General features: G+C 65.1%; 14 protein-coding genes and 1 tRNA gene. 8 read left to right on the forward strand and 7 right to left on the reverse strand.

The window, feature by feature from the left end; translation table 11 throughout:
* The first annotated feature begins 104 nt into the window (after positions 1 to 104).
* The 5 genes from FJW04_RS00930 to FJW04_RS00950 all read left to right on the forward strand — a co-directional run bounded on the left by FJW04_RS00930 (position 105) and on the right by FJW04_RS00950 (position 3,143).
* Positions 105 to 1,028, forward strand: a complete 924-nt coding sequence (locus FJW04_RS00930) for a DUF1003 domain-containing protein (protein WP_015314520.1) — start codon at positions 105 to 107, stop codon at positions 1,026 to 1,028.
* 229 nt (positions 1,029 to 1,257) lie between these two features.
* Positions 1,258 to 1,334, forward strand: a tRNA-Arg gene (locus tag FJW04_RS00935).
* Between the two features lie 92 nt (positions 1,335 to 1,426).
* Entirely contained in the window at positions 1,427 to 2,185 is a 759-nt protein-coding gene (locus tag FJW04_RS00940) for an SDR family NAD(P)-dependent oxidoreductase (RefSeq protein ID WP_140711803.1), read from the forward strand.
* A 158-nt stretch (positions 2,186 to 2,343) separates the two neighbouring features.
* Positions 2,344 to 2,655 carry a metalloregulator ArsR/SmtB family transcription factor gene (locus FJW04_RS00945; RefSeq protein WP_015314540.1) on the forward strand — a complete coding sequence of 104 codons (312 nt, stop codon included), beginning with the start codon at positions 2,344 to 2,346 and terminating at the stop codon, positions 2,653 to 2,655.
* A 2-nt stretch (positions 2,656 to 2,657) separates the two neighbouring features.
* Complete coding sequence (locus FJW04_RS00950) at positions 2,658 to 3,143, forward strand: SRPBCC family protein (RefSeq protein ID WP_015314541.1); 486 nt, start codon at positions 2,658 to 2,660, stop codon at positions 3,141 to 3,143.
* A gap of 32 nt (positions 3,144 to 3,175) precedes the next feature.
* On the opposite strand, the gene FJW04_RS00955 is transcribed toward FJW04_RS00950, so the two are convergent.
* Positions 3,176 to 3,976, reverse strand: coding sequence for a class I SAM-dependent methyltransferase (locus FJW04_RS00955; RefSeq protein ID WP_140615347.1), 801 nt, complete (start codon positions 3,974 to 3,976; stop codon positions 3,176 to 3,178).
* A gap of 111 nt (positions 3,977 to 4,087) precedes the next feature.
* Entirely contained in the window at positions 4,088 to 5,212 is a 1,125-nt protein-coding gene (locus tag FJW04_RS00960) for a LacI family DNA-binding transcriptional regulator (RefSeq protein ID WP_181172844.1), read from the reverse strand.
* 615 nt (positions 5,213 to 5,827) lie between these two features.
* Here FJW04_RS00960 and FJW04_RS00970 point away from each other — a divergent pair.
* The 3 genes from FJW04_RS00970 to FJW04_RS00980 all read left to right on the forward strand — a co-directional run bounded on the left by FJW04_RS00970 (position 5,828) and on the right by FJW04_RS00980 (position 9,463).
* The gene (locus tag FJW04_RS00970) at positions 5,828 to 6,790 is read left to right on the forward strand and encodes a sugar-binding protein (protein WP_015314544.1); all 963 of its coding nucleotides are present in this window, start codon (positions 5,828 to 5,830) and stop codon (positions 6,788 to 6,790) included.
* A gap of 120 nt (positions 6,791 to 6,910) precedes the next feature.
* Entirely contained in the window at positions 6,911 to 8,455 is a 1,545-nt protein-coding gene (locus FJW04_RS00975; protein WP_140712460.1) for a sugar ABC transporter ATP-binding protein, read from the forward strand.
* A 12-nt stretch (positions 8,456 to 8,467) separates the two neighbouring features.
* Entirely contained in the window at positions 8,468 to 9,463 is a 996-nt protein-coding gene (locus FJW04_RS00980) for an ABC transporter permease (protein ID WP_015314546.1), read from the forward strand.
* A 74-nt stretch (positions 9,464 to 9,537) separates the two neighbouring features.
* On the opposite strand, the gene FJW04_RS00985 is transcribed toward FJW04_RS00980, so the two are convergent.
* The 5 genes from FJW04_RS00985 to FJW04_RS01005 form a co-directional block, all read right to left on the reverse strand.
* Complete coding sequence (locus tag FJW04_RS00985; protein WP_140711805.1) at positions 9,538 to 9,771, reverse strand: hypothetical protein; 234 nt, start codon at positions 9,769 to 9,771, stop codon at positions 9,538 to 9,540.
* On the reverse strand, positions 9,768 to 10,523 hold the full coding sequence (locus FJW04_RS00990) for a COG4280 domain-containing protein (protein ID WP_140711807.1): 756 nt from the start codon (positions 10,521 to 10,523) through the stop codon (positions 9,768 to 9,770). The genes FJW04_RS00985 and FJW04_RS00990 overlap by 4 nt, the downstream gene beginning before the upstream one ends.
* Before the next feature lie 132 nt (positions 10,524 to 10,655).
* Entirely contained in the window at positions 10,656 to 11,285 is a 630-nt protein-coding gene (gene phnN, locus FJW04_RS00995) for a phosphonate metabolism protein/1,5-bisphosphokinase (PRPP-forming) PhnN (RefSeq protein WP_015314549.1), read from the reverse strand.
* Positions 11,282 to 12,421 (reverse strand): alpha-D-ribose 1-methylphosphonate 5-triphosphate diphosphatase, encoded by a 1,140-nt coding sequence (locus tag FJW04_RS01000; RefSeq protein WP_140711809.1) that lies wholly within the window; start codon positions 12,419 to 12,421, stop codon positions 11,282 to 11,284. Before FJW04_RS01000 ends, phnN begins: the two co-directional genes overlap by 4 nt.
* Positions 12,422 to 12,457: 36 nt before the next feature.
* Positions 12,458 to 13,165, reverse strand: a complete 708-nt coding sequence (locus FJW04_RS01005) for a DUF1045 domain-containing protein (protein WP_140615355.1) — start codon at positions 13,163 to 13,165, stop codon at positions 12,458 to 12,460.
* Positions 13,166 to 13,250: the final 85 nt, after the last annotated feature.

Genomic DNA, 13,250 nt, shown 5'->3' on the forward strand with positions numbered 1-13,250 from the left:
ACTGTCACGCAATCGTGCGGAAGACGTGGCATAGGCTGCGAAATCCGACAGTGGATAAGCGCCGTCGCCTCAGCGTATCCTAACTTACAGCGCAGGAGCCCATCATGAGCACCGTTCCCAAGGCATCCGAGCAGAAGTCGGCCGACAATGAGAACGACAGCGGCGGCGAGTATTTCGAGGCGCCGACCACGCAAGAGGATTTGCACGAGGTTTCCGACGAGCATTTCGACACGCCCGAAGTGCCGGACTCCGAACCGTCAGGCCCCGGCGCATCACGGCTGAAGCCGAAGAAAAAGCCATCGGCGATCTCGGGCCGCAAATTCCGCAAGCGCGACCTTGTGCGCATCGACACGCTGCGCCCGAGCCTCGCCGACCGCATTCATTCGGACCACCCCGACCTGCCCAAGGGCGCGCGCATCAGCCGCGAGGAGCTCGGCCGCTACCGCATGCGCTACATGGAGGAGCTCTTACAGCAGGAGCACGGCGAATTCTCCGAGCTCGACCGCCAGGTGGTGGAATCGATCGCCCGGCAGGACACGATCTCGGAGAACAGTGAAGAAGAATTCGAGGAGCACCGCTCCTTCGCCGACCGCGTTTCCGACAACATGGCCGCATTCGGCGGCAGCTGGTGGTTCCTGATCTCGTTCGCCAGTGTGCTCCTGGTGTGGATCGGCATCAACCTGATCGCGGGCATGGCGGGCGCCTTCGACCCCTACCCCTTCATCCTGCTCAACCTGCTGCTCTCCTGCATCGCCGCCGTCCAGGCGCCGATCATCATGATGAGCCAGAGACGGACGGAGGCCAAGGATCGGCTGCGCTCCTTCAACGACTACCGCGTCAACCTCAAGGCCGAACTGGAAGTCCGCCACCTGCACGAAAAGCTCGACTACCTCATCTCGCGGCAATGGACGCGGCTGGCCGAGATGCAGCAGATGCAGCTCGATGCCATGCATGAGCTGGCGAGCGCCAAGAAGGCAAAGCGGGCGGTGCGCGGGCGGCGGCCGGTGAAGAGCCCGGTAGAGCAGTGAAGGGGTGAGGAGTGGTCCGTGTAGCGGACGAAAAGCCAACTGCTTGGCCTTTCGAGCTTCGAACGCCCTGAGCCTGCGAAGAGCAGGATGCCGTACGCGAGGCCCAGACGCATCAAGCCAAGTTCGCAACGCCGCCAATTGCCCGTTGAAGCCCGCGCGCGCTTCCGCTAAGAAGCCGTGACTTGCCGGTTTGCCGGCTGGTTCGTTTTCCGGGCTCTTCGCCCTGAAAGCACCCGTAGCTCAGCTGGATAGAGCGCTGCCCTCCGAAGGCAGAGGTCACAGGTTCGAATCCTGTCGGGTGCGCCATGCTTCCAAGGGTCCGTTCCGGACACATAGGTTACGGTTTATACCGGAGACATGGGTAACACTTCTGACCCGAACGGGTTTTGGAGCCAGACTTGGCCACAACCACCACCAGGCGTGTCCTGATCACCGGCGCCGGCGCTGCCGACGGCATCGGCTTTGCCATTGCGCGGCAGTTTGGCCGGGCCGGGCATGCGGTTTTCCTGACCGGCGCCAGCGCGCGGGTGCTGGAGCGCGCTGGCGAGCTTCGCGGCGATGGCGTCGATGCCACGGCTGCAGTCGCCGATCTTACCATCGCGACGGAGGTGGAGCGGCTGCGGGCCGAGGTCGGCGCTGTCGATATCCTGGTCAACAATGCCGGCATGGGATCGCTGGCGTCGCCGTCCGTGGACAAGACGTTCCTGGCGATGAGCGAGGCCGAGTGGGACCGGGGCATCGAGACCAGCCTGAAGACCGCGTTTCTCGTCACCAGGGCGTTTCTGCCGGCGATGGTCGAAGCGGGGTATGGGCGCATCGTCAACGTCGCGTCGGTAACCGGGCCGCTGGTCTCCTACCAGGGCACCGCCGCCTATTCCGCGGCGAAGGCCGGCATGGTCGGCCTGACCCGGACATTGGCGCTGGAAGCGGCGCGCCACGGGGTCACCGCCAATGCCGTGGCGCCCGGCTGGATCGAAACCGGCGCGTCGAGCGAGGCGGAGCGGATGGCGGCCCTGCATGCGCCGCCGGGCCGCGCCGGCCGGCCCGACGAGTTCGCGGCGGCGGTCGTGTTCCTGGCTTCCGAGAGCGCCAGCTATATCAACGGCGCCTTGCTGGTGGTCGATGGCGGCAACAGCCTTGAAGAACGCAAGGGATAGACGGCGCGGCCAGTCTCATGCCCTGGCGGATTTCACCTTGGCGCAACTCCTTCCACCGTAATGAGGTGTAACCTCTATCTCGTGAGAAATTTCCCGCCGCCACCTGGCCGCTGGCACCGTCACTTGACTCAACCATCAGCCTGCACTAATCATAAGTCATGACTGTTGATAGCGCACAGCTTGCCGCCCTGGGCGATCCGACCCGAAGGCAGATTTTCGAGCTGATCGCGGAGCGTCCGCGCTCGGTGGCGGAGGTCACGCGGCAGGTCAGCGTGTCGCAGTCCGCGGTGTCGCAGCATCTCAAGGTGCTTCGCGACTCGCGGCTGGTGCGCGCGGAGCCGAAGGGCGCCAGCAACGTCTACCACATCGATCCGCACGGGCTTGGCCAGATGCGCGCCTGGCTCGACCGGTTCTGGAGCAAGACGCTCGCGGCCTACAAGCTGGCCGTCGAGACCCCACCAGAGGAGTGACCATGAACACCCAGATCCCCATCGCCTCCGTGAAACAATCCGTCGTCGTCGAGGCGCCGATCGAGCGCGCCTTCAAGGTCTTCACCGAGGATTTCGGCAGTTTCAAACCGCCCGAGCATAACCTGCTTGCAGCCCAGATCGCCGAGACGGTGTTCGAGCCTCGCGTCGGCGGCCACGTCTATGACCGCGGCGTCGACGGCAGCGAGTGCCGCTGGGCGCGCGTGCTGGCCTATGAGCCCCCCAACCGCGTGCTCTTGAGCTGGGACATCAGCCCGCAATGGCGCATCGAGACCGACCCGGCCAAGACCAGCGAGTGGGAAGTGCGGTTCACCGCCGAAACGGCTGGGCGTACCCGCGTCGAGATCGAGCACCGCAACCTGGAGCGCCATGGCCAGGGCTGGGAAGGTGTGCGCGACAGCGTCGCCGGCGATCAGGGCTGGCCGCTTTACCTGCAGCGCTATGCCGATCTGGTTGCTCGGCAGGCCTGATCGCGGTTCAAAGGCGCTTCGCGCTTGGGCGGTCAGGGCGCCACGCCCCTGCACGCCCAGGCGACATTGGCGAACGACCTCGGGCCGTCCGGTCGCCCGGCCTGATAGGCATCGCGGACGGCAGCCTCGGTGCGCTCGCGCTCGGCTGCCTGCAGCGTTGTCATGTATTTGCCGAGCGGGCCCTCGCCGGCAGAAATCGGCGTCCAGTAGTCGGCGAAGTCCTGGTAATCCATGCGGATCATCAGCTCGGTTTCGGTCACGTCGGCCAGCCCCTGCTCGATGAAGGTCCGCTTCATTTCGCCGGGCTGCATCATCGGCTGGAAGCAATAGCGGCCGCGCAGCTGGCGCCCGCTCTCGCTGAGCGCGGCCACCGTGTCGATCATCATGCGCATGCCCGCCATGCCGCCGAGATGGTCCCACACCACGGCCGCGACCACGCCGCCCGGTCGCGTCACCCGGCGCATTTCGGCAACCGCCTTGCCGGCTTCCGGCACGAAGTGAAGCACCAGCAGCGCCAGCGCGCGGTCGAACGCATTGTCGGCGAACGGCAAGGCGGTAGCGTCCGCCTGCTGGATTTCGATGCGCGGATCGGTGTTGCGCCGCTTTGCCGCCTCGACGAAGACAGGCGAAAAGTCGATGGCCGCGATCGCCGCGAGTTCGGCGGATTTCGCCAGTTCGAACGTCAGGCTGCCGGTGCCGCAGCCGACGTCGAGGATCTTTTCGCCGGGGGCGAGCCCGGCGAAGCCGATGAAGCTGGGCGCGAGCTTTCGGCTCCAGCGGCCCATCAGTTGCTCATAGCCGGACGCGTCATGAACGGTGAAACTCGACGTCATATGCGCCTCCCTTGGCTGCGGGCGCAGGCTAGACCTCTATCAGGATGAAGCCAAGGCAGGGGAGCGCACGGCGGACGCCTGCCTCCGAGTGCGGGAGGAAAAGTCCGGCTCTTATGCGACACCCTTGAATGCCGCCACGCTCTCGCGCTCCACCAGCGGGCATTCCAGCTTGGTGATTGGATATCGCCCCCGCCCCACTATCGCAGGCGCTTCCAGCTGCTCGATCGCCCATTGGCCCATGGCCATGTGCGGAAGGATCGACGTCGTCAGCGGCGGGAACAAATGCCGGGCGATTTCCTCGTCGTCATAGCCAACGACCGAGATGTCGGCGGGAATGTGCAGGCCGGCTTCCTTCAGGGCTTCGTAGCAGCCGATCGCGGTGCGGTCGTTCTGGCAGAAGATGGCGGTCGGGCGGTCCTTCAGGGCCAAGAGCTTCACTGTCGCGGCGTAGCCGGCGCTGGCCGACCAGTCGCCCTCGACCACCAGTTCGGGGTCGAAGGGGATGTCGGCGGTGGCGAGCGCGCGGCGGTAGCCTTTCAGCCGGTCCTGTGCTGCCTGCATCCAGGGTTCGCCTGTGATGGTGGCGATGCGGCGGTGGCCGTGGCTGATCAGGTGTCGCGTCGAGCTCTGGCCGCCGGCGATTTCGGAGGGCACCACGGCGGGGAAGGCATAGTCCGCCGTGTAGCAGTTGAGCAGGATGACCGGGATGTCGAGGCCGTAGAGGAAATCGGGCGCCGTGATTTCGCGGGTGAAGATGGTCATGTAGATCAATGCCGAAATGCCGCGCCTAGTCAGCGCCGAGATGGCGCGCGGCTCCATCACGGCGTCGCCCATGGTCTGCGCCACCAGAAGCACGTTGCCGGCATTCCACGAGGCCTGGCGCGCGCCTTCGATGGCGACCACCGCTTCCGGGCTGGTGGCGAGCTGGTCGACGGCGAAGCCGATCACGCCGTCGAGTCCGTCGAAGGCGGGGCCATCAAAAGCCCCCTCGAAAGCCGCAACGGGCTTCAGCGCGGAGAAGGCGGGGGCGCTGTAGCCGAGCGCGCGCGCCGCCTCGATTACCCGCTCCCGCGTCTGCCGCGACAGGCGAATGCCAGGCGAATTGTTGAGCACGAAGGAAACCGTCGCCTGCGAGCAGCCGGCGGCGCGTGCGATGTCGGTCATGGTGACGCGGCCCTTGGGCTTTGCCGCCGCCTTGCGGCGCTTCCTGATGGCCTGGTCCGTCGTCTCGCTCATGCCGCCCCCAAATCCCCAGCCTGTCTAGCCGCAGCCCCCCGGTCCAACAAGATGAGGCGGCGCTTCCGATTCACATGCGCATCGACCGCACTAATAATTATTACCATCCTTGAGACCCATCCCCGACACACCGGCTCGAGCCCCCGCAAAAACCAGAGGTCGCAAAGGCCCTGGCGTGCGATCAGCCATCGCCGCGTCGGTAGATCGATTCGGCCATGACACCCGAGCGCCACCGGACCGGTCGTTTGCTAATAGTGTTTACTAATACAAGGATGCGCTATACCGTCAATCCATCGCCGCCGGCCCCGATTGGTCCGGCTGCGATGGAAGTGTCTGTGAATGGCCTGATGGGGGGCGGATATGACTTCCGCAAACCATGTCTCAGATATGTGATATGTCAGACAAATCGGACTATTTACGAACGAAGAATGAGTCTCTAAAGTCCGTGGCCGTGGCTGGTAACGACGCCATTCTTTCACTGCCGGGAACCCCTTGAGGAGGAGGGCGTCCACGCCGCAGACGGCAATTCAGGTGAGCAAGACAAATTTAGTGTGCAAGACAATCCAGTGAGCAAGTCCGGCCAGTCCTACGACTGACCAAAACGGGAGGTTGAACATGAAATCCTTGATACGCAATGCATCCGTGGCCGCCGCGGCCCTGGCTGTCGGCCTGACGGCGACGGCAATCGCGCGCGCCGACGACAAGCCGACGCTGGCCTTCGTCGTCAACGGCGCTTCCGACTTCTGGAAAGCGGCCGAAGCCGGCGTCAAGAAGGCGCAGGGCGAACTGCCCGACTATACGCTCGAACTCAAATATCCCGAACAATCCTCCGTCGCCATCCAGCAGCGGCTGATGGACGATCTGGTGACCGCCGGCGTCAAGGGCATCATGGTCTCGGCCGTCGATCCCAAGACCTCGACGGATGGCCTGAACAAGATCGCTTCGCAAACGGCGCTGTTCACCACCGATAGCGACGCCCCGCAGACCAAGCGTGTCGCCTATATCGGCTCGTCCAATGTCGACGCCGGCAAGCAGGCGGCCGAAATCGCCAAGAAGGCGATGCCGGACGGCGGCAAGTGCCTGGGCTTCGTCGGCCTGCTCGGCGCCGACAATGCCAAGGAGCGCATCCAGGGCATGAAGGACGGCCTCGCCGGCACCAAGATCGAACTCGTCGACGTGCGCGGCGACGACATTGACCAGGCGCGTGCCAAGAAGAATGTCGAGGACGCGCTGGTCGCCAGCCCCGACGTCACCTGCATGGTCGGCTTCTACTCCTACAACACGCCACGCATCTATGAAGCGCTGCGCGATGCCGGCAAGCTTGGCTCGATCACCGTCGTCGGCTTCGACGACGATCCGATCACGCTGGGCGGCGTCAAGGAAGGCACCATTGCCGCCACCGTCGTGCAGCAGCCCTTCGAATGGGCCTATCAGGGCATGAAGCTGATGGCCGCCTATCTCAAGGGTGACAAGTCGGGCATCCCGGCCGGCAATTTGATCATCATCCCGACCAAGATCATCGGCAAGGATGACGTCGACGCTTACGCCGCCAATCTCAAGGCGATGGCTGGAAACTAAGACCAGAAGCAGTTCAGCCGGCTCAACTTCGCTTGAGCCGGCTGTTCGCATTGACGAACCCTGCCGGGGTCGTCAGTCTGCAGAATGGGCATTTCGGCCCACCGGCTGCTGTCAGGCATGATGAATTATTCCGACACATCCATCGCGGCGACCACCCCGTTTCTCAGCCTCGAGAACGTGCGCAAGACCTATCCGGGCGTCGTGGCGCTCGACGGGTTTTCCATGGAGGTCAGGCCGGGCGAGGTCATCGGCCTGGTCGGCGAGAATGGCGCCGGCAAATCGACGCTGATGAAGATCCTCGGCGGCGTCACCACGCCCGATAGCGGTGCCATCACGGTCGACGGCGCCGCCCACAAAGGCCTGAGCGTGGAGGGGAGCCTGGGTTCGGGCATCGCCTTCGTCCACCAGGAACTCAACCTCTTCGAAAACCTCGACGTCGCCGCCAACATCTTCTTCGGCCGCGAGCCGCTGCGCGCCGGACCGCTGAGACTGGTCGACCGCGCGAAACTGCGCGACATGGTGGCGCCGCTGCTGAAGCGCGTCGGCGCCAACTTCTCCGCCGACACGCAGGTCGCGGATCTGTCGCTGGCGCAGCAGCAGATGGTCGAGATCGCCAAGGCGCTGTCGATCAAGGCGCGCCTGGTGATCCTCGACGAGCCTACATCGAGCTTGCCGCTGGCCGAGACCGACAAGCTGCTCGACGTCATCAAGGCACTGAAGGCCGACGGCATCAGCGTCATCTTCATCTCGCACCGCCTGCATGAGATCGAGCGCGTCGCCGACCGCGTCGTGGTGCTGCGCGACGGCATGCTGGCCGGGACGCTCGGCAAGCGCGACATCAATCACGACCAGATGGTCAAGCTGATGATCGGCCGCATGCTGAAGGAGCGCGAGAAGGCCTCCGAGGCGGCGCGTGCCCCCGGCGCCGTGGCGCTTGTGGCCAAGGCCGTCCGCACCCCCACCTACCCCAGCCGGCCGGTCGATCTCGACGTCAGGCGCGGCGAAATCCTCGGCCTTGCCGGCCTTGTCGGCTCCGGCCGAACCGAACTGGCGCGGGTGTTCTTCGGCATCGAAGCCAGCCTTGGCGGCACGCTGGAGCTCAACGGCAAGCCGTTAACGCTGGCCAGCGCGGCGGACGCAGTCGCGCAAGGCATCTTCCTTGTGCCGGAAGACCGCAAGCTGACCGGCATCCTGCTCGACCTGTCGATCGCGCAGAATATTTCACTCCCCAATCTGCCGGCGCATGCCAGGCGCTCGCTGGTCTCCGCAAGCGCCGAGACCGCCACCGCCGAGAAGCAGAAGAAAAACCTCGGCATCAAGGCGCCCTCGGTGCAGACGCGCACCGGCACGCTGTCGGGCGGCAACCAGCAGAAGGTCGTGCTCGGCAAATGGCTGGCCATGAACCCGAAGGTGATGATCCTCGACGAGCCGACGCGCGGCATCGATATCGGCGCCAAGGCCGAGATCTACGGGCTGATGCGGGCATTGGCCGACGCCGGCGTCGCCGTGCTGATGATCTCTTCCGACATGGAAGAGGTGATCGGCGTCTCCGATCGCATCGCCGTCATGCATGAGGGCCAGATCTCGGGCATTCTCGACAAGGATCAGTTCAGCCAGGAAAACGTGCTTTTGCTCGCGGTGGGCAAACCGGCGAACAGGCCGTAAGCGGAGACGACGATGACAAAGAAAGATCTCGGCCTGCTGATCCTGATCCTGGTGGTCGGGGCGATCGTCGCCATCATCAATCCGCGCTTCCTCTTGCCGATCAACCTCGCCAACACCTCGAACCTGATCGGCCTGTTCGGCATCCTCTCCATCGGCCAGGCGTTCGTCATCATCACCGGCGGCATCGAACTGTCCGTCGGCTCCGTTGTCGCGTTGCTGGGCACGCTGTTCATCGACTTCATCGCCGTGCGCGGCATGGGATGGCCTGTTGCCTTCGTGCTCATCCTGGTGCTCGGCGCCATCATCGGCCTGGCGCATGGCTGGCTGATCACGCGGCTCAAGCTGCAGCCCTTCGTCGTCACCTTGTGCGGGCTTTTGATCTATCGCGGCGTCGCGCGCTTCTACACCGCCGACGGCACCGCCGGTTTCGCCTTCGGGCAGAATTTTCCCGATCTCGAATTCCTGACCGCCGGCCGCTCCTGGGGCGTGCCGAACTCCTTCTTCGCGCTGATCGTCATCGCCATCGTCATGTGGGTGGTGCTGCACCGCTCGGTGTTCGGGCGCTATCTCTACGCCATCGGCAAGAACGAGGAAGCGGCGAAATATTCCGGCATTCGCACCGGCCGCGTCGTCATGGCGGCTTACGTCATCTGCGGCGTGCTCACCGCCCTGTCGGCGATCTATTTCGCCATGTACACGCGCTCGATCTCGCCGGCCAGCCACGGCCAGTTCTACGAGCTCTACGCCATTGCGGCCGCGGTGCTCGGCGGCTTCTCTCTGCGCGGCGGCGAGGGCTCGCTGATCGGCGTCATCCTCGGCACGGTGCTGCTGCAGGAACTGCAGAACCTCGTCAACCTGCTCGGCATTCCCTCCTCCCTCAACTTCGCGGTGATGGGTGGCGTCATCCTCATCGGCGTGCTGGTCGACCAGCAATGGGGCGTGTTCCGGGCGCGACGGCGGATGGTCGATGCCGCCCGCAAGGGCGCGGTCGGCGCCGCTGCGGAATAGGTCAGTGCCGGCAGAAATAGCTTACCGGTGCTGGGCGCTGACGGGGTGGCGTGCCTTTCGCGGCCACCCTCTGGTTATCCGCCATGCGGCTTGACTGAAATTACCTGTCGCGCGGCGCGGCGAACGCTTTGCAACAGGATGGCAAGGCAGCCGACCAGCAGCAGCCCGCCGCCAAGCAGCGGCGGCAGCGCGAGCAACTTCACCGCCGCGGTCACGGCGGCCACCAGGACCAGCGCCAGCAGCGCCAGATTGCCGTCATCGACGAACATGCCGAAGACTTCCCTGGCAACGAGACGAAGGACGTTCATCGGGCGAGCCCTCCGGCTGCCGTTGGACTGATGCCGCGCAGCCAGCGCACCATGGCGAAGGACGCTAGCGCGACGATCGCGAAGATGGCCAGCAGGGCAAGATCGGCGCCAGGCCAATCGGCGCCGATGCCTTCGCCGGTCCAGAAGATACCAAAGCTGGTCAGCATCAGCCCGACCACGAATTTGAGCGCATTCTCGGGCACGCGCGCCAGCGGCCGGTGGACGGCCAGGCCGACAAGCATCACCAGGACGAAAGCCGCCAGCGCACCCATGCTGGCGTAAAATGTCTGCCCATGCGCGGCGCCGACGGCAATGACGATGAACACCACCTCGACACCCTCGAGCAGCACCGCCTTGAACGAGGCCAGCCCGGCGAGGTAGTCGGCGCGCCGGTCGGCGGCCTGCCGGTGCAGGGCCGCGGTTTCCTTGGCGAAGGCCGCTCCCTCGTCATGCAGGGCAATGACGCCGACGCTGCGCAGGATGGCTTTTCGCAGCCAGCGCATGCCGAACAGGATGAGCAGCACCCCGACGACGAACTGCAGGGTGGTGATCGGGACCAGCGCCAGCAGCGGGCCGAAGGCCAGCACCAGAGCCGCCAGCACCGCCAGCGCCAGCGCGGCGCCGGTCAATGCCGGGCGCCAGCTGCGTGTCACCCCCACCGCGAGCACGATGGTGAAAGCTTCGACGACCTCGACCAGGGAGGCGAGAAATGCCGCCGTGACTGTCGAGAGAATGGGTGTCAGTGTCTGCATGAAGCTTCCTGTCTGGCTCGCCCCTGATTCCTGGGGCGAATTCCCGGAGCGTAATCCAGAATCACCCTATGCGGCCAGCAGCCCGGAGCATTTCCAGCGACAGCGCAAGCAGGCGGGTGAAACAAGTCCGGATCAGATCAGGCCCGACATGTCGGAAAACGCCATGGCCTTGCGCAGCACTTCGGCGAAACGCTCGCCGGCCACTTCGCGCGGACCGCTGTTGTCGATCGACGTGACGCCAGGGCCGGACAAGCTCATATTGGCGCTGCGCGCCAGCCGCGCCAGCACCTCGCCGCGCGACTCGCGGCCGCGCATGGCCAGCCGCTCGGCCAGCACCTCGGGCGAAGCGGTGATCTCGACGATCGCCAGATTGGCATAGCGCTCGCGCAAGGTGGGGATGATCGCGCGCGACACGTTGGCGACGGCGACATGTCCATTGGAAACAGACCAGTCGACATCGGCAGGCAGGCCATAGCGCAGGCCATGCGCTTCCCAGGAGACGGCGAAAGCGCCGTCGGCATCGGCCTCGGCGAAGGCGGCGTCGGCCAGCGTATCGTGGTCCTCGCTCGCCGCATCGCTCGGCCTGGTGATGACACGGCGCACGAACTCCAGCTGCGTCTCGTCGGCAAACAGCGCCTTGGCGTAGCCGATCACCGTGTCCTTGCCGGCACCGCTGGGGCCCACGACAGCGACAAAGACGCCGTGACGGATCGGAAAGGTTTCGGCGGACAGTTCGCGCTCGATCGAGGCCGACACCATCATGCCACCCGGCGCCCCTGCCGCCAGACGGTGCGTACGACCGGAACATGATCGTCGACGCGCACGCGCACCAGATCGGCGCGACGGCCCTGCTCGATGACGCCGCGGTCGTCGAGGCCGACGGCCTGCGCCGGGTTCTTCGAAACCATGGCGACGGCCTGCGGCAGCGAAATGCCTTCCACCATGTCGCCGAGGAAGAAGGCCGACTGGATCAGGCTGAAGGGAATGTAGTCGGACGAAAGGATGTCGAGCAGGCCATCGCTGGCCAAGGTGCGAGCCGAGACATTGCCCGAATGCGAGGCGCCGCGCATGACATTGGGCGCGCCCATCAGCACGCCGAGCCCGGCGGTCTTAGAGGCCCGCGCCGCTTCCTCGGTGGTCGGGAACTCGGCGACCCGCACGCCCTGCTCGATGGCCTCGTCGACATGAGCCGACGTCGCATCGTCGTGGCTGGCGAGCACGATGCCGCGCTCCTGGCAGGCGGCGGCGATGAAGACGCGGTTCGGCCCAGAGTTGCGTGCCGATTCGGCCATCCGCTTCTCGCAGAATTTCTGGAAATCGCGATCCGAGAGTTTCAGCTTGCGCTGGTAGTAGTAGGCATAGGTTTCAAGGTTGACGAACTGGCGCTGGCCTGGCGCATGGTCCATCAGCGACGCCAGCTTGACCCGTTCGTCACCGTCGAAATTGGCGAATGCGTCGAGGCAATCCGGTGCTGAAACCTCGCAGCGAAGATGCAGGAAGTGATCGGCCCGCAGACGATCCCGCGCGACGCTGTCCTCGATCGCATCGGCCAGCTTGCGAATGTCGTCCAATGTCAGGTCGGCGTCCTCGTCCATGCCGACGCGCAAGGCATCGAGCACGGTCGTGATGCCGGCGGTCGCCACCTGCGCGTCATGGGCGAGCACCGCGGCGATCGGGTTCCAGCGCACTTTCGGCCGCGGCGCATAATGGCCCTCGAGATGGTCGGTGTGGAGTTCGACCAGCCCTGGAATGATAAAGTCGCCGCCCATGTCCTCGCCGGTCCGGGCAGCATCGCCATCGATGCCGGCGATCAAGCCATCGCGCAGCACCAGTGACCCTTCGACGATCTCGTCGGCAAGAACGATGCGGGCGTTGGAAAGAACAGTTTCGGCGGTCATTGCGGGTAGTCCTTGGTTCTTGCAGTCGGGTTTCGTTCAGGCGGTTTTCCGGGCCGGGCGGCGTCCGAGCGCGTGCTGGGAAAGCACCATGAATGGCGCGCCGGGTTCGGGTTCGACGAACAATGTCAGCGCGTCCACCAGCACGGGCTGGCGCAACACATCGGCGAACAGGCTGTCGATCGCCGCGCGCAGGCGAGGGCTTTCCTGTGGGCCGGCCCGGCCGGACAGGGTCATGTGGAAGCGGAAGGTCTCGAAGACATAGGGATAGCCCCATTGGCAGAGATTGCGAAACTCGGCCGGCTTCAGCGAATCCGGGCTGCGCCGCTCGATCTCGGCCTCGGACAGCGGCGCGCGAAACCGGTCGAAATCGCGTACCACATTGTCGGCGAAGCGGTTGAGCGGCGGCAGCGGCCCTTCCGGCACCAGCGCGAAGAAGCTGTCGATCTGGCTGACGACCAGGCGCGGGATCGTGACGACAGGCGTAACCTCGGCAAAATGATCCAGCGCCGCGCGCAGCGAGGTCTCGGTCTCCGTGGCAGCCAGGTGGAAGGGCGCCTTCAGCGTCGCGTGAAAGCCGTAGCGGCGTGCCGAGGCGGTGTGGAAGGCCACTTCCGCCGCCGACAGATCGGCAACGGCCTCAACCGGCCTGGTCGCGGCACCGAACGGATCGCGGCCCAGCCAGTCGGCGGCGATGCGCGCCAGCGGCTCGTCCTGCCGGGGGGTGAAATAAATGGCATAACGCATGGGAAGTCCTCGTCAGAACTGCTGCCATAGGTGATTTCCATGACGGATTGACGAAGCTTTGACGGGTTTTAGAAGGCAAATCGAC

It is taken from the genome of Mesorhizobium sp. B2-7-3 (genome assembly GCF_006440715.1).
Classification (GTDB): Bacteria; Pseudomonadota; Alphaproteobacteria; order Rhizobiales; family Rhizobiaceae; genus Mesorhizobium; species Mesorhizobium australicum.

What these genes read in the sequence shown, in the direction of transcription:
- FJW04_RS00930 (WP_015314520.1), top strand. Translation starts at nt 105, where the DNA reads ATGAGCACCGTTCCCAAGGCATCCGAGCAGAAGTCGGCCGACAATGAG.
- FJW04_RS00945 (WP_015314540.1), top strand. Translation starts at nt 2,344, where the DNA reads ATGACTGTTGATAGCGCACAGCTTGCCGCCCTGGGCGATCCGACCCGA.
- FJW04_RS00950 (WP_015314541.1), top strand. Translation starts at nt 2,658, where the DNA reads ATGAACACCCAGATCCCCATCGCCTCCGTGAAACAATCCGTCGTCGTC.
- FJW04_RS00955 (WP_140615347.1), bottom strand. Translation starts at nt 3,976, where the DNA reads ATGACGTCGAGTTTCACCGTTCATGACGCGTCCGGCTATGAGCAACTG.
- FJW04_RS00960 (WP_181172844.1), bottom strand. Translation starts at nt 5,212, where the DNA reads ATGAGCGAGACGACGGACCAGGCCATCAGGAAGCGCCGCAAGGCGGCG.
- FJW04_RS00970 (WP_015314544.1), top strand. Translation starts at nt 5,828, where the DNA reads ATGAAATCCTTGATACGCAATGCATCCGTGGCCGCCGCGGCCCTGGCT.
- FJW04_RS00975 (WP_140712460.1), top strand. Translation starts at nt 6,911, where the DNA reads ATGAATTATTCCGACACATCCATCGCGGCGACCACCCCGTTTCTCAGC.
- FJW04_RS00980 (WP_015314546.1), top strand. Translation starts at nt 8,468, where the DNA reads ATGACAAAGAAAGATCTCGGCCTGCTGATCCTGATCCTGGTGGTCGGG.
- FJW04_RS00985 (WP_140711805.1), bottom strand. Translation starts at nt 9,771, where the DNA reads ATGAACGTCCTTCGTCTCGTTGCCAGGGAAGTCTTCGGCATGTTCGTC.
- FJW04_RS00990 (WP_140711807.1), bottom strand. Translation starts at nt 10,523, where the DNA reads ATGCAGACACTGACACCCATTCTCTCGACAGTCACGGCGGCATTTCTC.
- phnN (WP_015314549.1), bottom strand. Translation starts at nt 11,285, where the DNA reads ATGATGGTGTCGGCCTCGATCGAGCGCGAACTGTCCGCCGAAACCTTT.
- FJW04_RS01000 (WP_140711809.1), bottom strand. Translation starts at nt 12,421, where the DNA reads ATGACCGCCGAAACTGTTCTTTCCAACGCCCGCATCGTTCTTGCCGAC.
- FJW04_RS01005 (WP_140615355.1), bottom strand. Translation starts at nt 13,165, where the DNA reads ATGCGTTATGCCATTTATTTCACCCCCCGGCAGGACGAGCCGCTGGCG.